This window comes from Nostoc sp. C057 (assembly GCF_013393925.1).
Classification (GTDB): Bacteria; Cyanobacteriota; Cyanobacteriia; order Cyanobacteriales; family Nostocaceae; genus Nostoc; species Nostoc muscorum_A.
The window spans coordinates 1,049,576-1,071,381 of the sequence record NZ_CP040281.1 but is presented as its reverse complement, the minus strand read 5'-3'; the positions used below and the strand labels follow the sequence as shown (position 1 = coordinate 1,071,381).

Annotated in this window: 18 protein-coding genes and 1 pseudogene; 9 read left to right on the top strand and 10 right to left on the bottom strand. The window is 40.6% G+C overall.

Annotated elements, in window-relative coordinates; genetic code table 11:
- Positions 1–17 precede the first annotated feature (17 nt).
- The 4 genes from FD724_RS04435 to FD724_RS04420 form a co-directional block, all read right to left on the bottom strand.
- Positions 18–2,099 (bottom strand): PAS domain-containing sensor histidine kinase, encoded by a 2,082-nt coding sequence (locus tag FD724_RS04435; protein WP_179071720.1) that lies wholly within the window; start codon positions 2,097–2,099, stop codon positions 18–20.
- Between the two features lie 195 nt (positions 2,100–2,294).
- Positions 2,295–4,190 carry a CheR family methyltransferase gene (locus tag FD724_RS04430; RefSeq protein WP_179071719.1) on the bottom strand — a complete coding sequence of 632 codons (1,896 nt, stop codon included), beginning with the start codon at positions 4,188–4,190 and terminating at the stop codon, positions 2,295–2,297.
- 321 nt (positions 4,191–4,511) lie between these two features.
- Positions 4,512–5,138 carry a chemotaxis protein CheB gene (locus FD724_RS04425; protein WP_179071718.1) on the bottom strand — a complete coding sequence of 209 codons (627 nt, stop codon included), beginning with the start codon at positions 5,136–5,138 and terminating at the stop codon, positions 4,512–4,514.
- Between the two features lie 110 nt (positions 5,139–5,248).
- A complete protein-coding gene (locus tag FD724_RS04420) occupies positions 5,249–6,154 on the bottom strand; it encodes a polyphosphate kinase 2 family protein (protein ID WP_179071717.1) in 906 nt (301 codons plus the stop codon).
- 542 nt (positions 6,155–6,696) lie between these two features.
- On the opposite strand from FD724_RS04420, the gene FD724_RS04415 reads away from it, so the two are divergent.
- The 5 genes from FD724_RS04415 (at position 6,697) to FD724_RS40605 (ending at position 12,106) form a co-directional block, all read left to right on the top strand.
- Complete coding sequence (locus FD724_RS04415) at positions 6,697–8,319, top strand: tetratricopeptide repeat protein (RefSeq protein WP_179071716.1); 1,623 nt, start codon at positions 6,697–6,699, stop codon at positions 8,317–8,319.
- A gap of 655 nt (positions 8,320–8,974) precedes the next feature.
- Positions 8,975–10,483 carry a UbiD family decarboxylase gene (locus FD724_RS04410; protein ID WP_163928426.1) on the top strand — a complete coding sequence of 503 codons (1,509 nt, stop codon included), beginning with the start codon at positions 8,975–8,977 and terminating at the stop codon, positions 10,481–10,483.
- Positions 10,484–10,806: 323 nt separating this feature from the next.
- Complete coding sequence (locus tag FD724_RS04405) at positions 10,807–11,346, top strand: SH3 domain-containing protein (RefSeq protein WP_179071715.1); 540 nt, start codon at positions 10,807–10,809, stop codon at positions 11,344–11,346.
- A gap of 266 nt (positions 11,347–11,612) precedes the next feature.
- Positions 11,613–11,978 (top strand): nuclear transport factor 2 family protein, encoded by a 366-nt coding sequence (locus FD724_RS04400; RefSeq protein WP_179071714.1) that lies wholly within the window; start codon positions 11,613–11,615, stop codon positions 11,976–11,978.
- A 5-nt stretch (positions 11,979–11,983) separates the two neighbouring features.
- Positions 11,984–12,106 (top strand): hypothetical protein, encoded by a 123-nt coding sequence (locus tag FD724_RS40605; protein WP_256874450.1) that lies wholly within the window; start codon positions 11,984–11,986, stop codon positions 12,104–12,106.
- On the opposite strand, the gene FD724_RS04395 is transcribed toward FD724_RS40605, so the two are convergent.
- Positions 12,080–12,760, bottom strand: a complete 681-nt coding sequence (locus FD724_RS04395) for a uracil-DNA glycosylase family protein (RefSeq protein WP_114083550.1) — start codon at positions 12,758–12,760, stop codon at positions 12,080–12,082. The genes FD724_RS40605 and FD724_RS04395 overlap by 27 nt on opposite strands.
- A 194-nt stretch (positions 12,761–12,954) precedes the next feature.
- On the opposite strand from FD724_RS04395, the gene FD724_RS04390 reads away from it, so the two are divergent.
- Entirely contained in the window at positions 12,955–13,653 is a 699-nt protein-coding gene (locus tag FD724_RS04390; RefSeq protein WP_179071713.1) for a phosphoribosyltransferase, read from the top strand.
- A gap of 32 nt (positions 13,654–13,685) precedes the next feature.
- On the opposite strand, the gene FD724_RS04385 is transcribed toward FD724_RS04390, so the two are convergent.
- From FD724_RS04385 to FD724_RS04370, 4 genes are all read right to left on the bottom strand, one after another.
- On the bottom strand, positions 13,686–14,786 hold the full coding sequence (locus FD724_RS04385; RefSeq protein ID WP_179071712.1) for a tetratricopeptide repeat protein: 1,101 nt from the start codon (positions 14,784–14,786) through the stop codon (positions 13,686–13,688).
- A 205-nt stretch (positions 14,787–14,991) separates the two neighbouring features.
- Positions 14,992–15,462 (bottom strand): NADAR family protein, encoded by a 471-nt coding sequence (locus tag FD724_RS04380; protein WP_179071711.1) that lies wholly within the window; start codon positions 15,460–15,462, stop codon positions 14,992–14,994.
- 372 nt (positions 15,463–15,834) lie between these two features.
- Positions 15,835–16,677, bottom strand: coding sequence for a cyanophycinase (locus tag FD724_RS04375; RefSeq protein WP_114085859.1), 843 nt, complete (start codon positions 16,675–16,677; stop codon positions 15,835–15,837).
- A gap of 329 nt (positions 16,678–17,006) precedes the next feature.
- Positions 17,007–17,210, bottom strand: a complete 204-nt coding sequence (locus tag FD724_RS04370; protein ID WP_041565287.1) for a hypothetical protein — start codon at positions 17,208–17,210, stop codon at positions 17,007–17,009.
- 317 nt (positions 17,211–17,527) lie between these two features.
- Here FD724_RS04370 and FD724_RS04365 point away from each other — a divergent pair, with 317 nt between their 5' ends.
- A complete protein-coding gene (locus FD724_RS04365) occupies positions 17,528–19,438 on the top strand; it encodes an acetate--CoA ligase family protein (RefSeq protein ID WP_179071710.1) in 1,911 nt (636 codons plus the stop codon).
- 614 nt (positions 19,439–20,052) lie between these two features.
- Positions 20,053–21,135, top strand: a complete 1,083-nt coding sequence (locus FD724_RS04360) for a hypothetical protein (protein WP_179071709.1) — start codon at positions 20,053–20,055, stop codon at positions 21,133–21,135.
- A 250-nt stretch (positions 21,136–21,385) separates the two neighbouring features.
- On the opposite strand, the pseudogene FD724_RS04355 reads toward FD724_RS04360, so the two are convergent.
- Positions 21,386–21,490 (bottom strand): annotated as a pseudogene (locus FD724_RS04355) (hypothetical protein); the annotation flags it as partial.
- 51 nt (positions 21,491–21,541) lie between these two features.
- Between FD724_RS04355 and FD724_RS04350 the strand changes: the two are divergent.
- Complete coding sequence (locus FD724_RS04350; protein ID WP_114085857.1) at positions 21,542–21,769, top strand: DUF559 domain-containing protein; 228 nt, start codon at positions 21,542–21,544, stop codon at positions 21,767–21,769.
- The last annotated feature ends 37 nt before the right edge of the window (positions 21,770–21,806 follow it).

The window sequence follows — 21,806 nt, the reverse complement described above, 5'->3', positions numbered from 1 at the left end:
ACCTTAGCAAATTGATTTTAGCGGAATATTTTTTGAACTTTGTTCAATAATTCATCGGTACTGAATGGTTTCGCTAAAAAGCCTTGGATACTAAGACCTGTTGTTTGCACTAATGTCTCAGCCGTAGCTAATCCACTCATGGCAATAATTGGCACTTGCGGGTTGATGATTTGCAAGGTGCCGATGGCTGTTTTTCCATCCATTGCGGGCATCATCATATCCATCAGCACCAGTCTAATTTCATCTTTGTGCTGAGTATAGAGAGCAAGAGCCTCAATCCCATCTTGGGCGGTCAATACCTTATATTTGTAGATTTCCAGTGTGGCTTTGGTCGTCTCAGTGATGGCTACTTCATCATCAACAACTAAAATTAATTCTCCTTGACCTGTTGACAGCTTTATCTCATCTACTATTACTTGAGCAGTAGTGCCTTCCTGACTTAGTAAATATACTTTGAATGTAGTCCCAATTCCTACCTGACTGGCTACTTCCAAAAAACCGTCGTGGCTGTTGATGATGTCCATTAATATAGATAAACCCAGTCCTGTCCCCTGACCCACTTCTTTAGTGGTGAAAAAGGGATCAAAAATCCGATCGATAATTTCTGAGTGAATGCCAACTCCAGTATCAGTAACCGTAATTCTCACGTATGAATTAACTGTTGCCCCTATGTGCATCCTGGCATAATTTTCATCAATGAATACCTTGCTGGCAGAAATAGAGAGTTTACCGCCATTGGGCATAGCATCACGAGCATTGATTACTAGGTTCATCAATACCTGATGCAGTTGGCTACTGTCTCCGAGAACAATGCCGATATCTGGCGTTATATCTATGTTGATGTCGATAAATTTGGGGAATGTTTGTTGGACTATCTGCTTGATGTCTTCTATTAGTTGCGATACCAGCACAATTGTGCATATTCTTTCGGAACCACGGGTAAATGACAAAATTTGCCGCACCAAATCCCTGGCCCGTTTAGTATTGGTTTCGAGGATATTTAGCATTTGCAGCGAAAGGTCATCAAGATGGGGATATTTTCGGGGCAGTAGTTGAGCAATTCCCATCATTGGGGTGAGAATATTGTTGAGGTCGTGAGCAATACCACTGGCGAGAGTACCTAAGCTTTCTAAACGTTGACTACGCAATAACTGGGTTTCGAGTTGTTTTTTCTCGGTGATATCTGTGTCAAGAATCAGGATCGATTTAGGTAAGCCTACGGCATCGAGCATTAACGTCCATCGACTAGCGATGATTAGTTCTCTACCATTTTTTGTGAATTTACATAACTCTCCCTGCCAGGTTCCCCGCTCAACAACAGTTTTTAGAGCTTCTGACAGTAGAGGTGCGGGTTCTCGATATAAAAGTTCCCAGACGTTGTTTCCTTGAGCTTCCTGAACTTGCCAGCCGTACATCTTCTCTGCGCCTTGGTTCCAGAATAAGATTTGGTTATGCAAATCCTGTACGATCATTGCGTCTGTTGTGATGTCCAGTAGGGCAGCTTGTTCGCGGATTTTCTGTTCTGTTTGGTGGCGTTCGCTAATGTCTCTGAATAGCCAGCGCAAGTTTCCAGTTTTACCCTGACTATCTTCCACTGCGATCGCAGTTAATTCTGCCGGAAAATCTATAGTTCTTTCATTATGAAAAATCCGTAACTCTTCTCTTTTGACTTGCCCCTGTTGTTGCAATTGCAGCATAATTTGACGAAATTTCTGCCGTTCTGTCTGATGCACAAACACAGCCATTGGTTTACCAATCAGGTAAGACTGGCGCACATTCAATAAGTTAGCGGCAGCATAGTTAGCTTCCTGAATAATTCCAGTAGCATCTGTGATCAAGTAACCGTCTGGGGCAAAGTTAAATAAATCGTAATAACGTTGGTGTTCAGCTTCTACCAAATGGCGTGTAGCAATCAATTCCTCATTTTGCTGGTGTAACTCTTCCAAAGAAATAGAGATTTCGGCGATCGCTTGTTGTAAAAGCTCTACAGGATAGTCTGACTCTATGGATTGCTCCATCGTGATACCTGCAAGCTGCAAGAGTTTTTCTAGTCGATTATGCGCCTCGACAATTGCTTGTTCAAAATTTTCATTGGTCATTTGCTGCCTTCTGTGATGATTACTTTGATTGAGAAAGTCAGCAGAAAAACTGATCTTTCCTTCAGTAAAGCAACCAGAGAGATCACAAGTTAAATATAATACTTTTCACTTAAGCATTTTTCTCAAGGAGAATTCACAACTCAAGAGTCAGAATTCAGTATGATTTATCCCCAAGTCCCCTGCTTGCCGGGACTTTCATTCCTGCTGCCGCCGTTCCTCCATATCTTGACTAGAAATCATACTATGGACTCTCTCTACATCTGCCATCATTAAAACTGCTCCCTGTATATCCATGCCAAGTAACGGGGTGATTGCCAGGTAACATTTTATTTGCCTACCTCGACGATTGGTAGCCTCAAGGATCATTTCTTGAAATTGTTTTTTACCAGATAGGCAATCGCGGAGTGGCGATCGCAACTGCTCGACGGGTAAACCAATATCTAGGCTGAAAATAGACTTTCCTAGAACTTCATCAGTTCGCAGCCCCCATAAATCTTCTACCATGTAATTCCAAATTGAGATGTTAAAGCTGCCGTCAATTACCACTATTCCAGTTTGGAGACTTCTGAGAATAGATATCAAAAAAATATTTGTGTGATTAAGTTCTGTGGTGCGTTCGCTCAGTTCGTTATTAATTGTCTGTAATTCTTCATTAGTCGATTGGAGTTCTTCATTCATTGTCTCCAATTCTTCATTGGTGGATTGGAGTTCTTCGTTGGTAGTTTCTAATTCTTCATTGGTGGATTGGAGTTCTTCGTTAGTAGTTTCTAATTCTTCATTGGTAGATTGGAGTTCTTCGTTGGTAGTTTCTAATTCCTGTTGCGAGCGTTGCAGAGCATCTTGGAGTTTAATATAACGAGTGACATCATGAAAGGAGATGCTAACACCTAAAAAACTGGTGTCTGTTTCTTGCAAAGGCGTAATTCGCACATCCAGATATTGAGTTTCTGTGTTAGACAAATAGCGCTCTACATTTGTCAGGCTGACAGGGCGGCGTTCGGCATAAGCCCGTTCAATTAGCGATCGCAATTCAATCGGTCGATAGGAAAGTTCTAGATCCTGGAAAGGACGAGCTAAATCTTTGGGGGAAAGGGCAAACAAAGTCCGTGCCCGCTCATTCAGCATTACTAGAGAGCCATTGATATCAATGACTATTTGGGCAATTGGTGATGTGTCGAAACCCATCTCTCGCAGCCGCAAATGTCGAGACACACGGCTGCTAGATTCGTCATCTACTGAATTTGCCATAACTAGGAGGCGATCGCGTATATTAACCGACGATACCTTACTAAATATCCGGTTTTTTAAGTCTATTGGGGTAAAGAGACTAGAATGCATCAATAGCATCTCTGCTTTCCCCAAAAATAGATAACCAGTATCATTAAGTGCAAAATGAAACCGCGCCAGAATTCGCCCTTGAGTCTCAGAATTAAAGTACATTAATGTATTGCGACTAACCAGCAAATCTAAGCGCGAAATGGGCGCATCTTGAAGCAGATCGTGACGACCAAAAATCACTGAGCGTCGCAGGTCTTGACGGAAGACATAGCGATTACCGACAATCTCAAAGTATTTCTGCCGCAGTTCATCTGCTACCGCCTGGACATCTTTTGCTGAATACGTAGCTTGACGAGCTTGGTTGAGAGCCTCTTCATCTACATCTGTGGCATAGATTTTCACCCGTTGGCGAAATTCCTCTGCTCCCAATCTTTCAGCCATCAACATTGCTAAAGTGTAAGCTTCTTCCCCAGAAGCACAGCCAGCACTCCAGATGCGGATTTGGTCAGAAGTATTTTTATTCCTAATCAGATTAGGCAGTATTTCCTCTGCTAGGTATTCCCAAGCTGATGAATCTCGAAAAAAAGCGGTGACGTTAATTAAGATAGTGTTGAAAAGATAATTGAATTCTTCTGGATAAACTTCTAGGTAGTCTAAATACTCTTCAAAGTTTTCTATGTTCAATGACTGCATCCGCTTGCGGACTCGGCGCATCAAAGTCGAGCGTTTATAGCCTGTAAAATCAAATCCCCGGCTTTGTCTGAGATAAATCAGTAGATTTTCAAATTTGGGATCTCTGTCTGCGGAAGTCATAAGGTATGGCGTAGGGGATAGGGGGCATAAGAGTAAAGTTTTTATACTTGTCTACGAGTATCAAAGGCTCATTAAAGGAGTTATAAGCTTTATTAATGAGTATGAAAGGCTTAAGTAAGTTGGCACAATAAAATCAAACTATGTAAAGAAAAATCAACTAGGCTAAAACTCTTATACCTGTAGCAAGATTGCCTATTGCCTTATCCCAACGACAATTATTTACGCGAACTTACTTATTAAAGGAGTTCTAAGCTTCATTAATGAGTATCAAAGACTCATTTTTATTCCAAAATATATTTCCTCTGCCCCCTAATTCTTAGCTTAGTTACATTCTCCCATGACTAAAGTCACCAGAGCGCTGGAGATTTCATCTAGGGGGAGAATAAAATCTACGTTGCCAGTTTGAATCGCAGCTGAGGGCATCCCGGAAAATTCGGCGGTTTTTAAGTCTTGGACAATGACAGTACCACCCATTTTTTTGATTGCTTCTACTCCCATCGCGCCGTCGCTACCCGTTCCAGTTAGGACGATGGCGATCGCTCTTTCTTTGTAAGTGGCTGCAACCGATTCAAATAATAAGTCAGCCGAAGGACGTAAAAAATGTACTAATTTCGACTGTGATAAGGAAAGTGTGCCGTCATCGTTAACCAACAAGTGACGATTAGGTGGAGCAATGTAAGCCGTTCCTGGGGTGAGGTTATCTCCTTCCTTTGCCTGCTTGACGTTAATATCCGTGCGCCGACTGAGAATTTCTGCCATGAATGACGGATGTTCAGGAGAAATATGTTGCACAATAACGATCGCGGCTGGGAATTGTGCGGGTAGGGTCGATAGCACTTTAATTTGAGCAGTTAGACCACCGGCTGAGGCTGCGATCGCCACAATATCAAAGGCAGCATTAGTAAAGTGGGGTGGATTATTCTTGGCATCTTCTGCCATCTGAATCATGATTTTTCGGCTGTCAGTACCAACTAAACTTATTAGTTACAGGGAGTATTAATAAATTTACGATTGCTCATCTTTCTTTTACATAAATTATACAGTATATCTGAACTAATTTACTTTTTTTTGCCTTTATCTGTTAAGCTTGTCTGTTCATCTTCTTGCTCTAAAATGCGTTTTGCCTCCAAAAGTTGCTGCCTATGTTCGTCACTAACTATCGGGTATTTCAAATTGAGTTCTTCTAGTTTAGTGCAGATAATATTGGCGACTACCAGACGTGTAAACCATTTGCGATCAGCAGGAATAATATACCAAGGGGCCGATTTTGTACTAGTGTTATTAAAAATATCTTCATAAGCATTCATATAATCATCCCAAAAAGCTCTTTCTTTGACATCGCTATCTGAAAACTTCCAATTTTTTTCAGGATATTCAATCCGTTCTAAAAAACGTTTTTTCTGCTCTGATTTAGAAACATTAAGAAAGAACTTCAGAACGATCACACCATTGTCTACTAAATATTTTTCAAAATTATTAATTTCTTCAAAGCGTTGCTTCCATATCTTATTTCCATTAGGAAAATGAGGAAGTTGTTGCTTCCTTAACATTTCTGGATGAACACGAACTACTAGCGCTTCTTCATAATATGAGCGGTTGAATATCCCAATTCGACCCCTTTCTGGCAAAGCCTTCATTGTTCGCCACAGGTAGTCATGGTCTAATTCTTCTGCACTGGGCCCCTTAAAACTAAATACCTGAAATCCTTGTGGATTCACACCAGAGGTCACGTGTTTAATTGTGCTATCTTTACCAGCAGCATCCATTGCCTGAAAAATAATCAGCAAGGCATAGGTATTTTGAGCATAGAGAATATTTTGAAAATTCGCTAATCGCTCAATATCTGCCTGTAATTTAATTGCAGCATCAGCTTTTTCATTAAAATCAGCTTTATAAGCTGGGTCATAGTTTTTTTTCAGAGAAATCTTTGAACCTGGTGGAACAATGAAAGCATCGTAATTCATATATAAAAGTTCCTAACTGCTGCTTATATCCAAGCACATTGTTAATTAGAAATTACTGAACATTATGATTTGTTTCTTAAATAATTTTGATTCAGAATTCATAAGTTTTAACAAATTTTAATAGTTCAATTTTCCCTCTTCGTCATTAGCAAGTTTTGTGATTTTTTTAAATCTATTTTATAAAACTTAATTACGAATTACGTTAGCGACACGAGAAAGCGATTCCCCGTACCTTTACCTACCGTGTATCCATCCTACATTGGTATTAGATGGTGAGAGTGGATTTCCACTGGGGTTAAGCACGCCAAAACTGTGGAGTTGAGATTCAACGACCCGATAAGTGTTTTTGGCTATTCACCCAGCGATGTCTACGACGGGCTACGCCTACGCACTCTTACACTCTTCCCTAGCAGTCAAAACTTTGGCATAATCAGACATGGCCGCACCTAAACTGATATAAATTTTGTAAAGCTAATTAAAAGGTTTACGGCGACTGGATATTTTCATAGAATAATCTCATCAAAAGATTCGCAGAAATATACATGGACTGGATTACACTACTGCGATCGCTACAGTCTGATTTTATTAAAAGGTTAACATCTGGTTGTCTGCTTCATTGTGAAACCGAAGGTCAATATAGTGAATTAACTATAATCTCTGGAGACAGATTAAAGGCACTACGGGAATTTTGCTGGTTGATGGCTGAGAAATATAAGCGTGTTTCGCCAGTCCGTGACGTGTTTATTAGCTATCTTAAAGGGAAGTTGGGTGAGGAAGTTGTCAAGGAACGTTTAGCAGATTTTATTACCGAAGTCGATTATGAAAAGCGATTCGGCGGCGATGGCAATATAGATTTTACCTTGACTTCTGACCCCTCTATTGGTATTGAGGTTAAATCTCGTCACGGTAATATTGATAGAGTTAGATGGTCAATCAGTTCTGAAGAAGTTGAAAAAAATGCAGTTGTAGTTTGCATTTTGATTCAAGAAGATGTAAGTGAAGCACAATCTCAGTATCACCTTTTTTTGGCTGGGTTTCTCCCAACCCGAATGATTAAGTTAAAGACTGGTAAAATTTCTTTTGGCATAGACCAGTTGTTGTATGGTGGAGGTTTATGGTGCTATCTAGAACAGTTACAATCTTCTCTAAATAATTCTTCTAGACAACAACCATCAATTTACAAATATCTTCCGAAGCAAGAAATCTTATCTAAGCCAACCAATAATCAGTTACTCAAATCTTTTTTTCAACCTGAATATAATAATAATGAAGATTTAAATACACTTTATGCAAAATTGGGGGATGAATATTTTGAAAAAGGAGAATATACAAATGCGATCGTTAACTATAGTAAAGCCTTAAAAGTTACATCTAGCGATATTGATTTATATTATAAACGAGGTTTGACTCACTATCAAATAGGTGATTACGAAGCTGCGATCGCAGATTATTCTCAGGCAATCCAGATGAATATTCAGGATGCTAAATCTTACAATAAACGAGGTTTAGCTCTGTCTCAACTAGGTCGATTAGAAGAAGCAATTAATGATTACACTCAGGCTATTAGAATTAATCCTAATGTTGCCGTAGCTTATAAAAACCGGGCTGAAGCTCGTTCTCATATAGGAGATAATCAAGGAGCAATTGAGGATTATACCCAAGCAATTAAAATTAATCCTCATTATGCTGATGCTTATAAAAACCATGGGATTGCTCGTTATTTATTAGGTTCTCAACCGGGATTCCCTCAAGCAATCAAGATTAATCCAAAAGATGCCATAGCTTATAAAAAACGTGGTAATGCTCGTTCTGATTTAGGAGATTTTGAAGGAGCAATTGAAGATTATACACAGGCAATACAGATTAATCCTAATTATGCCGATGCCTATTATAACCGTGGTAATGCTCATTCTGACTTAGGAGATTTTGAGAGAGCAATTGAAGATTATACTCAAGCCATACAAATTAATTATAATTATGCCGATGCTTATTACAATCGTGGCAATATTCGTTTAGAAATAGCAGATAGACAGGGGGCAATTGAAGATTTTCAGAAAGCAGCAGACATATATCGTAAAGAAGGTAAGCTAGAAGCACTCAAAGATACACGAGAAAGAATATTAGATTTAGAAATAGAAGAATCATTAGATATTTTAAAATTCTAGAAAAGTTGTGAATTCGGATAAATAGCAATTTTCAGCTATGTTTCAGATGCCCAAACTTTCAAAAGTTCCCTTGTCAGTATCAAAAATTTATGCTTTTGGCGATGCTTGGGTTGGACTACACTAACGCAAACTCACAAAAATTCAGAAAAATCCCAAAAAAAGGCACAGTAAAAGCTTGTAATAAATAAACCTAGCAGGGGTCATATAACAAAACCGCCTGCTAGGAAGGTATAGTATATTCTGGCCATGTTTGATTAGGTTAGCGCTTATTTATAAAAAATAAATGCGTATCCCTAGATACAATAACTAAATATTTTGGAAAAGACAGTTAAGAAAAGTGACTAAATAGGTTAATTTCCAATTAAAACCAAGAATTTCCCAAATGGGTAGATGACGGAGTGAAGGATAGAGACAAGGGAAAATTATAGAACGCATTCTTCCTTGTCCTTTCCCAATGCCAATACAACTCTTGGAGAGGCTGCGCCATAAGCGTAGCTATGCCGCAGGCTTTACGGCTTCTCTACGAGACGCTACGCGTTAGCGGAGCTTTCGCTTTAGCGATACGCTCAGTACAAGTGCCCCGTGCCCAATCCCTAATACCCCATAATATAAGAAAGCGCTTCACACTTCTTAAATAATCAGCTTTATTAGAACAATGGCGAGAGACTTGCGGGGATTCATTAAAATTCTGGAAGAAAAGGGACAATTACGGCGGATTTCAGCTTTAGTTGACCCAGAATTGGAAATTGCTGAGATTTCCAACCGAATGCTGCAAAAAGGTGGCCCAGGGTTGTTGTTTGAAAACGTCAAAGGCGCTTCCTTTCCGGTGGCGGTGAATTTGATGGGAACTGTGGAAAGGATTTGCTGGGCGATGAATATGCAGCATCCAGAGGAGTTGGAAACCCTGGGGAAAAAATTAAGTATGCTGCAACAGCCAAAACCACCGAAGAAGATTTCCCAGGCGATAGATTTTGGGAAAGTATTGTTTGATGTGGTGAAGGCGAAACCAGGACGAGACTTTTTCCCCGCTTGTCAGCAAGTTGTGCTTCAAGGTAATGATTTAGATTTAAATAAGTTGCCTTTGATACGTCCTTATGTTGGTGATGCTGGCAAGATTATCACGCTGGGACTGGTAATTACCAAAGATTGTGAGACGGGTACACCAAACGTAGGTGTGTATCGCTTGCAACTACAATCTAAAAATACGATGACGGTTCACTGGTTATCGGTGCGGGGTGGGGCGAGGCATTTGCGAAAAGCAGCCGAACGTGGGAAAAAATTAGAAGTTGCGATCGCACTTGGTGTAGATCCTCTAATTATTATGGCAGCTGCCACACCCATCCCTGTAGATTTATCAGAATGGCTGTTTGCTGGACTATACGGCGGTTCTGGTGTGCAGTTGGCGAAATGTAAAACTGTAGATTTGGAAGTTCCCGCAGATTCCGAATTTGTCTTGGAAGGAACGATTACGCCAGGAGAAGTGTTACCAGATGGGCCTTTTGGCGACCACATGGGCTATTACGGCGGCGTTGAGGATTCGCCATTGGTACGCTTTGAGTGTATGACGCACCGAAAAAATCCGATTTACTTAACAACATTTAGCGGTCGTCCACCCAAAGAAGAAGCGATGATGGCGATCGCACTAAATCGCATTTATACACCCATACTGCGCCAACAAGTATCTGAAATTGTCGATTTCTTCCTCCCAATGGAAGCCTTGAGTTACAAAGCAGCGATTATTTCCATTGATAAAGCATATCCCGGACAAGCGCGACGGGCAGCTTTAGCGTTTTGGAGTGCTTTACCACAATTTACATACACTAAATTTGTAATTGTTGTGGATAAAGACATAAATATTCGCGATCCGCGTCAAGTTGTCTGGGCGATTAGTTCCAAAGTTGACCCAGTGCGAGATGTGTTTATTTTGCCAAATACACCTTTTGATACCTTGGATTTTGCCAGTGAAAAAATTGGCTTAGGTGGACGGATGGGAATTGATGCAACTACAAAGATTCCGCCGGAAACAGATCATGAATGGGGTTCGCCTTTGGAATCTGACCCAGATGTAGCGGCGATGGTAGAGAGACGATGGGCGGAATATGGTTTAGCAGAGTTGCAGTTAGGAGAAGTAGACCCGAATTTGTTTGGCTACGATATGAAGTAACCTGTTATAGATCAATACAGTTTAGATAGAGCAACAAAACCCTAATGTAGAGACGCGATTTATCGCGTCTTGAAAGACCAATTATAGCGGTTCTTACTTGGGTGCAGTATAGTTTTTACCTCTCTCCAAACCTCTCTCCTAAAAGGAGAGAAGCTTTGAATCTTACTCCCCTTCCCTTGAAGAGAAGGGCTGGGGGTTAGGTCTGTATTACATATTTTTAGATAAGTATTTTATAAACTTATCTTTAATTTGCTTGGGTAGATTATGAGATAGAAATCAAACTCAAATTTTAGGTACTGAAGCAAAAAAATTGAGCAGATATTATGACAAAAAAAGTGAAAAAGGCACCATCAAAGTTAGTAACAGGATTGGTATTTAGTTGTATTAGTGTGATGCTAAATACAGGTATAGCTCATCAAATAGCTTTAGCGAAATCGACTAATTCCCAAAAGTGCGATATTCTTGCCTACGTAACTGATACAGATCCACAAGGTTTAAATGTGCGGAGTGGTGTAAGTACAAATAACACAATTTTAGGACAAATACCTATCAACGAAACAGTTCAAGTTATTGGTGCTACTGGAGATTGGGTACAGATTACTAATGCTAGTAATGGTTTTCAAGGAACTGGATGGGTATTTGTGCCAAAGTTAGGTTTAACAACACAGGGCTACGGTACTAATGGCGTAGATTTATATGCTAGTAATAGTCAAGAAAGCCAAAAAGTGAGAACCATTCCTGCGAATACGGCTGTCAAATTGTTAGGCTGTCAGGGAGATTGGGCGCAGGTTGAATATCAAGGTGTTAAAGGTTGGTTAACAAAGGAAGATCAATGTGGTGCTGCGCTTACGAGTTGTTCTTAGAACCTCACCCTTACCTTTCTTGCTGTCAGCAAGCTATCGATTACCAGAATATTTGTTAATCAAAATATAACTTAATTAAAAAAAGGGCTAATTTCCCTGACTGACTTAATGTAATGCTAACTTAACTCAACTGCGATCGCTTCCACCTCAATTAAAACAGGCGATCGCAATTAGCGCGTAGTTGTGTCCCGCAAAGATAACACTACTTAGCTTTAACGGTATAATAAGTTGTTAAGTCCTGCTGCATCTCCTTCACCATAACTCTTATGTCAGATCAACCTGCACCAGAAATCGAACTGCTCCGTGCGGCTTATGCGGCCTTCAACGCACGAGACATTGACGCTGCCCTTGCCCTCATGACTCCCGACGTGGCTTGGCCGAAAGCGTTCAAAGGCGGTTTTGTCCGTGGGCCTGAAGAAGTTCGCGCTTACTGGACGGAGCAATGGAGCGAGATCAATCCGCACGTTGAGCCGGTTTCCTTTTATTCGGAGGAGGACGGGCGCATTTTGGTCGATGTGCATCAGGTCGTGCGTGACTTGGCTTACGTAGTTCTTGCCGATGAACACGTGGGCCATCGATTCACTCTTAAGCAGGGCTTGATTCAAGTCATGGAAGTCACGCAAGTAGGTTAGGTGGAGTGAAACGCAACCCAACATCACCACCAAATTTTATGTTAGGTTACGCGATCGCTGCACCCAACCGACAAAACTACGGTTCTCAAGGTAGACGAGGTTTAATTGTTATTTTGGAATTCGTCTAACTTAGCCCGCACTGCCTGGATATCCTGCCACATCAACCATTTAGGCGCACCTCTTTCTTTAGAAGGATTACGCAGTAAATAGGAAGGATGAAAAATCGGCATACATAAACGCCCTTCCCACTCCAGCCACTGTCCGCGAATTTTCGTAATCCCTCGTTTATCGCCAGTTATGCCTTTGACAGCAGTTGCACCTGTTAATAAGATTATTTTAGGGTCAACTAGACGAATTTGTTCTAGTAAGTAAGGTAGACAAGCCGCTACTTCTGTTGGAGTAGGAACTCTATTATCTGGTGGGCGACATTTATTTATATTAGCTATATATACATCATGCTCGGTAGTTAGATTTACCGATGCCAGAATTTTTTCCAGCAATTGCCCCGATCTACCTACAAATGGTAAACCAGTTTCGTCTTCATTTTGACCAGGCGCTTCCCCAATAACCATAATTGGGGCTTTGAGATTACCGCGTCCGACGACAGCATGAGTCCGAGTGTCTCCCAATGGACAACGGTGGCAGCGATCGCAATGCTGTGTCAATTCCGTTATGGTGGAATAAGTTCCGGGAGCGATCGCAATTTTAGCGTCTGTAGGAATTAGTTCTCGTTGGTTAAAGGTTGAGTCGTCGAAGAGGCTGAGTTGAGTTTCGCTGCTCATGAAAATTAGGATTTTGATATCAGCGCCAGCTGTTTTATCTGAGTTAAATACTGCTCTGGTTGCAGATTTATCTGAATAAATAGACTTTTGCTGAATACTTAATTATTTATACAAAATCTTATTGTATCAGTTAAGTTGAGACAAAATTCAGTCATGATAAAAGCAGTGCCGTCCTAAGATGCTGGGGGGAACCCATGTCACAGACCCCGCTTTTTGCCGATCGCACCCATGCGGGTGAATTATTAGCGCGAGTGATTCAGGATGTTTTGACTCAGCAAACTATTGCTTCTGGGATAAAACCTGTACCAATTGTTTATGCTTTGCCAAGAGGGGGTATACCAGTAGCAGCACCAATAGCGCGTCTATTGGATTGTCCGTTGACAATCGTTGTAGCGAAAAAGATTAGCCATCCAGAAAACCCAGAGTTAGCAATTGGTGCAGTGACTACTTACGGAAATGTTCTTTGGACTGATCAAAAGCTATTTCGGTTTAAAGATGATACAAGGTTGCGGGAAGTGGCTTTAAATAAAGCTATCATCCAAGCTAAGTCTCTTGAGGCTCAATTAATTACTGCTTGTCCGCAGGTGAATGCCGAGAATGCTACGGCTATTTTAGTTGATGATGGCATTGCTACAGGAATGACAATAGCGGTAGCGGCAACTGCTATCAAAGCACTGTCTCCAGCAGCAGTTTGGCTATGTACTCCAGTTGCACCACAAAGATTGCTACCTTGGTTAAAACAGTGGGGCGATCGCACAATCGTCTTGGAAACACCAGAACCCTTCTGGAGTGTGAGTAATTTTTACGTGGAATTTCCCCAAGTTGATACATCAGAGGTTCTCAGATATCTCCAGCAACAAAATAGAATGGGGCCAATGGATCTATCCGAGTAATTTTAAGTTTGAATTGTTTTCTTCTTTTGTTTTTAACTATTTGAAGATGTTCCTTGCTGGTATTGCATAGCTTTGGCATAATCACCCAAGGCATAGCAAGCAACTCTCAAACGATCAAGAGCTTCTTCTTCACTACGACGGTCTTTGATATTCCTAGCTAAGAGCAAACGCTGTTCATAATATGTAATTGCTTTGTTATAGTCACCCAGAGCTTCACAAGCAACTCCTAAACTACCTAAAGATTGTTCCTCGCTACGTTTGTCTTGAATTTCTCTAGCTAAGAGCAACCTATCTTCATAATACTTAATAGCTTTAGTATAATCACCTAGAGCATAACAAGCATTACCCAGATTTTTGAGTACCTGAGAAGCACTACGAACATTTTTTAAGGAGCGTGCTAGTACTACACACTGCTCATAATAAGCGATCGCTTTGGGATAATTATTCAAAGCATACCAAGCATTACCCAAATTTTTGAGTACCTGTTCCTCGCCCCAGTTATCTTTAAGTTCTCGCACAATCTCTAGGCTTTGCTGCTGATACTCAATAGCCTGTGTAAAGTTACTCAAAGATTTATACACCAATCCCAAATTATTCAATGCTGCAACTTGACTCCGTTTATCTTGCAGCTGTTGCGTTATTTTCAAACACTTTTCTAGAAACTCAATAGCCTTGTTATGGTCATTCAAATGACGGTATGAATTCCCTAAATGGGAAAATGCTTGCATTTGCAATGCTAAATCTGAGGTGTTATTGAGCAAAGACAAACACTGCTGGGAGTAAGATATCGCACCTTTATAGTCTCCAGCGCTATAAGTTACCAATCCTAAAAAAGAAAGCGCCTGTGCCTGTTTTTGCAAATCCCCAACTCCCTGAAACAGCCCCAAAGCTTGTTGTAAAGACTTCAACGCCGCAATTAATTCACCAGCTTGCTGCTGTTGAATTCCTTGCCGTAGTAGCTTGGATGCTTCCGATAAATTGTCATCATTTTCCTGTGGAGGTAGTATTTCTGCATGTGAACCAGAGCCAAATTCATGAGTAATTGTATTACGCTTCACTGGTTTTAAGTATGTTATGGGTAATTGTAGGGGAATTGTATTTTTCGATCTATTATTCCATTCGCCTTTAGGCATCAACCCCTTCCTTTGAAGTCTGGTGGTAAATATAGTGTTCCCAAAACCAGAAGGTATCTTTCATCAGGTTGTTTAGGGACTTCCAAATAAAAAAATGTCCCAAAACTGACGAAAGAACCCTCTCTATTTCTCTTCTCTCTGTGTTCTCTGTGTCTCTGTGGTTCGTTTATTTGGATAATTTATTTCTTGGAAGTCCCTTAGCGCATCATTTAACGCTTTTACAATCAACATCTGCGCTGTATGTATGGTGCATACTCTCTCGCACCTCCATTAAAATTTTTCCTAGCATATTTTTACCGCTACCATCGGCTCCGCAACCCCAATAAAAATCGATGGGTGAGTTTTCAACAATTTCTGCATTACCTGTGGAAAGTAAGATATTCCTAATATCTGTATGAGTTTGAAATTTACATAGCACAGCTTGCCGCATGATATCGTCTTTAACTTGTTCCCAATCTTGGCGTAGTGGACGGGTTCTCTCACGTCCCATTCTTGCCGCATCTTTAGGTGTTTTAACTTGGCGGATTTGCTCTAAATGAGGTGTATCCACAAACTTTTGCGCTTGAAAGTAGTGTTCGCTGGTTGACCAATACAATCCATCTAATTGAAAACCGTGGGGCGAAAAGTTAGAGAAACAACCATATTCTTCACGAGTGCTATAAAAGTAGATTGTCATAGAAGTTGATCGGCATTAGAGATATAGTTTGAATTAATTATTACTTATTTATACCAATTTTCTATCAAATTTAACTTCATAATTAATTCATTTACCGAGCCGTTTCTTTATATATTACCTATACTTATAATTCGTTTAATAAATATTAAGTGCATCATCATGTAGAGTTAATATTACTTATTCCTTACAGTTTGCTGAAGTTAAGATAAGGAATATTAAAAATTAATCCCCCCTTTCTTCCTGAAAAAAGGGGGGCTGTATCCCCTACTTCTGAGAGTACTTGGGAGGATATTCAAGAGATAAATGCCAATAATCTACAATTATTAATTATTTATTCAAGTAAAACGCACCTGTAAAAAGTTAGGTGTTGATTCAAGCAACAGGTACAGATACATTAGTCACAGAGCCACTATTTAGGATAGGTTGGCGGGTTTTCAAGTCAAATTTGAATCCATGTGGCAAAATGTGAAGCTTTGCTCCGCAAATCGCCAAAGACTCATCCTTCAAAATTTCGCCCATATTGTTGTATGTAGCTTCTGATTCATCAACAATTGTCACCGCACCTGCACCAATCACTTCAATTTGGTTATCGGTTACGACCATAGCGGTATTCTCGTCAATACCGAACCCTAAAACAGCAGGTTCTAGTATTAAAGCTGAAATTAAGCGTCCCAAACGTCCACGCTGAGAAAAATGCTGGTCAATTACCACTCCTGGTAAAAAGCCTAGACCAGGGCCCATTTCAACAGTTTCAATTCGAGGATGCGTTTGAGAATCACCTTCAACTATCATTTTATCTGGCATCACAGCAGCGCCCGCACTTGTACCGGCGATAACTACACCTTCCGCGAACCGTTTATGAATGGCCGCATCAATTTCAGTATCCTTGAGGATATTGGTGATGCGAGCTTGATCTCCACCAGTAAAAAATACCCCAGTTGATTTATGAATTGCTTCTAATGCGGTAGATGATGATGCGTCTTCGCGAGTTTCTGTATCAATAATGCGAACATTCTCGGCTCCCAGCCGCTCAAAAACCCTAATATAATTCTCTCCCACTTCTCTTGGTAATTCTGTCGCAGCCGTCATAATGACAATGTGCGCCTTCGTACCCCCAGCGCGTCGCACAAAGTCTCGCAGAATTTGAGAATCTCCATCCTTATCTTCTGCTCCCCCAATAATTACCAACTGCCGTTTGGGATTACTTTCCACCATGATGCCCCCTGATGTGAGTTAATAAATTTCACTAAACCATGACAATTAAACTATCAAATCATCCCTGTGGTAGATTACCTGATAGAAGGTAGTATTAAAATTTGCGCTTGCAATTAGACCAAAAGATTTTTCAGGAAAATTACATCGAAAAATAGCTCTCCTCAGAATTAATTTTCTTTTACTAAATAAAATTACTAAAACCAACTGCCTCTAGAGAGATTTTCTAGAGGCATTATTGACTGCGTTTCTAAATTACCGATTGAAAATTTATCATGCAATTGTTGGTATTAACTCTCGCTGGGTACAAATTAGATATCTGATGGTAAATCCTAATGAATGCGACTTCTGTAAAGCAAGTTAGTCAAGAAAAAACGTGCTTGTTCTAGTGGGAGATGTCTGGGTTTCCCTTGGTAGACGATTTGATATTCATTTATGTCAGGCCCATCACCATGACCAGAGATCAGCTTTTGGTGAAAAGCTTCCTCAGCAAGTTCTCGAATTTCATCTCTTAGATCAGCTTGTGTGCTATTCATGCTTTGCTGTCTTTTCAATACCGCATATTTACTTATACAGATTTTGGGATGCGTGTTGCACCTTTCAAAGGTTATATCTTTGCCCATTCATAAGGATGAAGTGACTATTCTTGATTCTTTGCTGAGGAAGAAAAATTTAATTATGCCTTGAGATAGTTAAAAATGCTTACTAATAGGGTTAGTGTAGGTTCTGATTAGATCAATGGCTTTGCCATCACTCTCCAACAATTAATCGGAATCAGCCTCCAATCAACAAGTCTGAGTAACGATAACTCAGCATAGAAATTTCAGGGTGTTTAGCCAAAGGTTCGTAATCAATGGTTCTACAAAAAAGCAGTGATTTAGCTCGCATTAATGCTAGAAGAACGGATGTATTTGATATTTTCAACTTCAAGCATTATGTTGGCCCCAACCCCTATTTAGATGCAGGGGCGCTAGTATTTGACTTTGCTCTAGTTGACTCTAGAGAGCCTTTGCCCATAGAAGATTATATTGCCAGCATTGGCGATCGCTATCCAAATCTGGGCAGTCAAAGCTACGAGTCCCATGCCTATCTATTTGCTCAAGTTGTGTCCGAAGTCGGAAAGCTTGATATGGATTTGCACCTTAAGCATTGGAGTGTTAAGCCATATCCAGATTTCGCGCGAATTAGCGTCCAATCACTACATGAACGCACAACTAGAGAGGTCGTTTATTTTGTTTGGGATTGGTTTGAAGCCATTACCCAAGACGAAGACTTTAACTTTGAGGAGCAGCTAGTGAGGCTGCAAAATAGATTTCGCGCATCTGTCTATGGTGGCCCCACAGTTTACGCTCTATTGCGAACAGCCTACGAAAAAGGTATTCCCGCCTTTTATTTGTGGGAAGAAGGATTAATGCAATACGGCTTTGGAAAAAAACACGTCCGAGGAGTAGCAACCACATTTAACTGTGATAGTCATCTAGATTCAGAGTTTACCACTCGTAAAGATGACTGCAAAGCATTTCTAAAAACCTTGGGTTTCCCAGTCCCTGAAGGCGATATCGTCTTTTCTGAAAAGGAAGCCTTGGCAGCAGCCAGACAAATTGGCTACCCAGTGGCAGTTAAGCCAGTGGTAGGTCACAAAGGAATTGGCGTTACGGCTGACGTACAAGACTCAAAAGAACTGGAATCTGCTTATAATAGAGCATTAGCAGCGATTCCTGAAGATCAGCTAACTCGGATAATTGTTGAGAAAAGTATTTCAGGATCAGATTTTCGGATGTTGTGTGTCAATGGCAGATTTGTCGCCGCCACAGAACGCCGTCCAGCATCGGTTGTTGGTGATGGGCACTTAACGCTTGCAGAATTAATTCGCCTAGAGAACCGCAAACCTGCACGTTTAGATACGCCCACCTCACCCATGAGTAAAATTCAGATTGATGAAGCGATGGAACTTTACTTAGAGGAACAGCGCTTATCACTAGACAGCGTGATTGAAAAAGGACGCACTGTTTACCTGCGTAAAGTTGCCAATCTTTCAGCCGGAGGTATGAGCATCGATTCAACCCACACAGTTCATGATGACAATATTATCTTGGCGCAAGATATTGCCCAACATTTCCAGTTGACTTGCCTTGGTATTGATGTCATTACCAAAAGTCTCTCAGAATCTTGGAAATCTAGTAACTTCGCTATCCTAGAAATCAACGCTGCACCAGGAGTTTTAATGCATCTTAAACCTTCTGAAGGTGAAAGTGTTGATGTACCTTCTCATATTCTAGAAACCTTTTTTGAGTCGGGTACAGATTCGAGGATACCGATTATCACCTTTAATAAAATCTCAGTTGAAGAACTGCAAACAACGATTGACCATATCCTTTTGCAACATCCCAACTGGACAATTGGCGCTGTTTGTCGTGATGCAGTTTTTGTAAATCGCTCGAAAAAAGTATTAAGCAAAAATTACAATAGCAACGTCCAAACTTTACTCCGTCATCCCAAAGTTGATTTGCTGATTGCCGAATATGCGGAAGACATCTTAGATGAAGAGGGGATGTTTTACCGGAGTAGTAATATCGTAGTTTTGGATAATCCCAGCGAAACTGAGATGATGCTAGCGCGGGATGTCTTTGATGGTTCTACTGTGGTGATTAGAAAAGGCAACGAGATTTCTATCCGTCGCAAAGGGTTGATTGAAGATTATACTTTGGCTGAAGATGAACCATTTACACGGGTTTATTTGAAAGAAACTGGAACGATTTTGTGAGCTAGCTTAAGAGGTCGCTTTAAAAGTTATTGGTTGGCTGTGATCTAGGCACTTTTTTATCTCCCTAAACCCTCTTTTTTAGGCTACGGCGTATACACATCCCTCTACAAAATCAAAATGTTGTAGATCCTCCTAAATCCTCCTTTTTAAGGAGGACTTTGAGAGGTTCTTGCTTACTTAAAAATTGGGGTTGGGCGATAAAAAGGCTGTGGGAGACTCCATGATTAATTCTAATTGATACAACGTAAGCTAAGTTATATTCAGCGATTGTTCTAATAAATATTAAAATTTCAGAGATAATAAGATTTTATTTCCAGGCTTTAGAGATTTAATATGTATCTGTGAGGCTTTGATTGGGACTATATAGTATATAGCGATTTGTGGATTGGGCTGCTTCAATTACCCTTGTATTCAGGGCAATTTTGGACATTCCAAAAGCAGTTTTTTTGGTGTGGCGAAAATTTCGTGAAAATAACTAATTTTAACCAAAATTTTAACCAATTATAACTTTTTAAGTCATACCCAATTGCTAGAGTGAATTTCACCACCACTTTTGTGATGCCGCGTAATCCAAACAATTTACACATCGAAAATTGGATGGCTCATGGGCTTCAATGATTCTCAGAGATTATCAAACAATGAAATGTAAAGCAATATCTTCCTTTGCGCTCACAAAGCTGTTTTTTGCCTGTGGCATAAGTTTATTGAGTGCGAAATTGGTAGCGGCCTCTGTCACCTACAGCGCATGGCCTAGCAGCACAACTGTAGTCACTGCTGATGGCTCTAACCAGTTCGGTGGTAATCTCAGTGGTTTGTTCTACGACCCAGCGACTGGAACGCAACAAGCTGTGTTGTGGGGAGTGCAAAATTCGCCATCAAAACTCTATAACCTGGTTTGGAACGGCAGCACTTTCGTCAAAAATACTACTAATAATTGGAGTTCTGGAAAAACGTTGCGCTATCCCAATGGTACTGGTGCGCCAGATGCGGAAGGCGTGACCAAAGCCGAGCTTTCTTCAACAACTATCTACGTCTCTACTGAGCGAGATGGCAGCGGCTCCAACCGCTTCAGCGTACTGAGTTATGACAGCAGCAGCAGTGCCACCACCCTCAATGCTACTAAGGAATGGAACTTAACTTCTAGTTTGCCAACAGTTAGCTCCACTAATTTAGGCTTGGAATCGATCGCATGGGTGCCAGATAGTTATTTGCAGGCTAATGGATTCATAGATGAAAGTACCAATCAGCTCTACAACCCAGCCAATTATCCGTTGCATGGCACGGGATTGTTTTTTGTTGGATTGGAAGCAAATGGACAAATTTATGCCTACGCGCTCAACTCCGACTCTACATATACGCGTATTGCTACCATTGCCAGTGGTAATACAAAGATCATGGATTTATCCTTCGACCGCGATAATGAGACTTTATGGGCGTATTGCGACAACAATTGCAGCAACCGCTCAACCCTGCTCGCCATCGATACCACCGTTGGCTCGTCAACGAAAGGCAAATTCATCATCCGCAAGGGTTACGAACGCCCAAGTTCGATGTCAAACATTAACAACGAAGGTATCGCCATTGCGCCCAATTCTGAATGCGCCAGCAATCTAAAACAGTTCTTCTGGGCGGATGATTCCGAAACCAGCAATCATGCGATTCGTCGTGGAACAATTCCTTGTGGACGATTGTTTTAAGCTGACATTGATCATCATTTACTAGTGCGAGGTTTAGGTCTGCTGTGACGTTCTTTCCCGTTAATCTGATGGTATAACAGGCGGGAGAGAACGTCATGTTTTCACTTGACTGCCTGTTCCATGCGATCGCTGCTTTAGTGCTACTTTGCCTCGAAAATAATTTTTTGTAAATCAACGCCAACCCATCTTCTGGCTGTTTTGCTTCCAGCAGGTAATGCACATGATTGCTCATGATGCACAAAGCATAGAGTTTAAACTTATACTTTTCTTGTGACTTTTTGACGGCATAAATAAAGACTTCGCGGCATTCTAAGCGCGTTAGAGGATGTTTGAAAAGTCCTCTTCTTGGTAGCAAAACGTTTTAGATCCACCTAAAATCCCCCTTAAAAAGGGGGGACTTTAATTCTTGTCCCCTCCTTTTTTAAGCTACGGTGTACACACATCTTTACTGGAAAAACAAGTAGTAATTGAAATTGATGGAGATAGCCATTTTACAGATGAAGGTCAAGACTATGACATAGAAAGAACAAGAATTTTAGAATTCCATTCGCTCAATACTTTTCAAACTTTCAGTATAAAAAAAACTGCGAGCAACCGATTAGCAGTAAGGCTTTCAGTAATAAAAGTAAGCTAAACTCTTATAGCCAAGTATTGACTAAAAATATTTCATA

What these genes read in the sequence shown, in the direction of transcription:
- FD724_RS04385 (WP_179071712.1), bottom strand. Translation starts at nt 14,786, where the DNA reads ATGCCTAAAGGCGAATGGAATAATAGATCGAAAAATACAATTCCCCTA.
- FD724_RS04375 (WP_114085859.1), bottom strand. Translation starts at nt 16,677, where the DNA reads ATGGTGGAAAGTAATCCCAAACGGCAGTTGGTAATTATTGGGGGAGCA.
- FD724_RS04425 (WP_179071718.1), bottom strand. Translation starts at nt 5,138, where the DNA reads ATGATTCAGATGGCAGAAGATGCCAAGAATAATCCACCCCACTTTACT.
- FD724_RS04420 (WP_179071717.1), bottom strand. Translation starts at nt 6,154, where the DNA reads ATGAATTACGATGCTTTCATTGTTCCACCAGGTTCAAAGATTTCTCTG.
- FD724_RS04370 (WP_041565287.1), bottom strand. Translation starts at nt 17,210, where the DNA reads ATGAATAGCACACAAGCTGATCTAAGAGATGAAATTCGAGAACTTGCT.
- FD724_RS04430 (WP_179071719.1), bottom strand. Translation starts at nt 4,190, where the DNA reads ATGACTTCCGCAGACAGAGATCCCAAATTTGAAAATCTACTGATTTAT.
- FD724_RS04365 (WP_179071710.1), top strand. Translation starts at nt 17,528, where the DNA reads ATGGTTCTACAAAAAAGCAGTGATTTAGCTCGCATTAATGCTAGAAGA.
- FD724_RS04405 (WP_179071715.1), top strand. Translation starts at nt 10,807, where the DNA reads ATGACAAAAAAAGTGAAAAAGGCACCATCAAAGTTAGTAACAGGATTG.
- FD724_RS04435 (WP_179071720.1), bottom strand. Translation starts at nt 2,099, where the DNA reads ATGACCAATGAAAATTTTGAACAAGCAATTGTCGAGGCGCATAATCGA.
- FD724_RS04410 (WP_163928426.1), top strand. Translation starts at nt 8,975, where the DNA reads ATGGCGAGAGACTTGCGGGGATTCATTAAAATTCTGGAAGAAAAGGGA.
- FD724_RS04360 (WP_179071709.1), top strand. Translation starts at nt 20,053, where the DNA reads ATGATTCTCAGAGATTATCAAACAATGAAATGTAAAGCAATATCTTCC.
- FD724_RS04380 (WP_179071711.1), bottom strand. Translation starts at nt 15,462, where the DNA reads ATGACAATCTACTTTTATAGCACTCGTGAAGAATATGGTTGTTTCTCT.
- FD724_RS04400 (WP_179071714.1), top strand. Translation starts at nt 11,613, where the DNA reads ATGTCAGATCAACCTGCACCAGAAATCGAACTGCTCCGTGCGGCTTAT.
- FD724_RS04415 (WP_179071716.1), top strand. Translation starts at nt 6,697, where the DNA reads ATGGACTGGATTACACTACTGCGATCGCTACAGTCTGATTTTATTAAA.
- FD724_RS04395 (WP_114083550.1), bottom strand. Translation starts at nt 12,760, where the DNA reads ATGAGCAGCGAAACTCAACTCAGCCTCTTCGACGACTCAACCTTTAAC.
- FD724_RS04390 (WP_179071713.1), top strand. Translation starts at nt 12,955, where the DNA reads ATGTCACAGACCCCGCTTTTTGCCGATCGCACCCATGCGGGTGAATTA.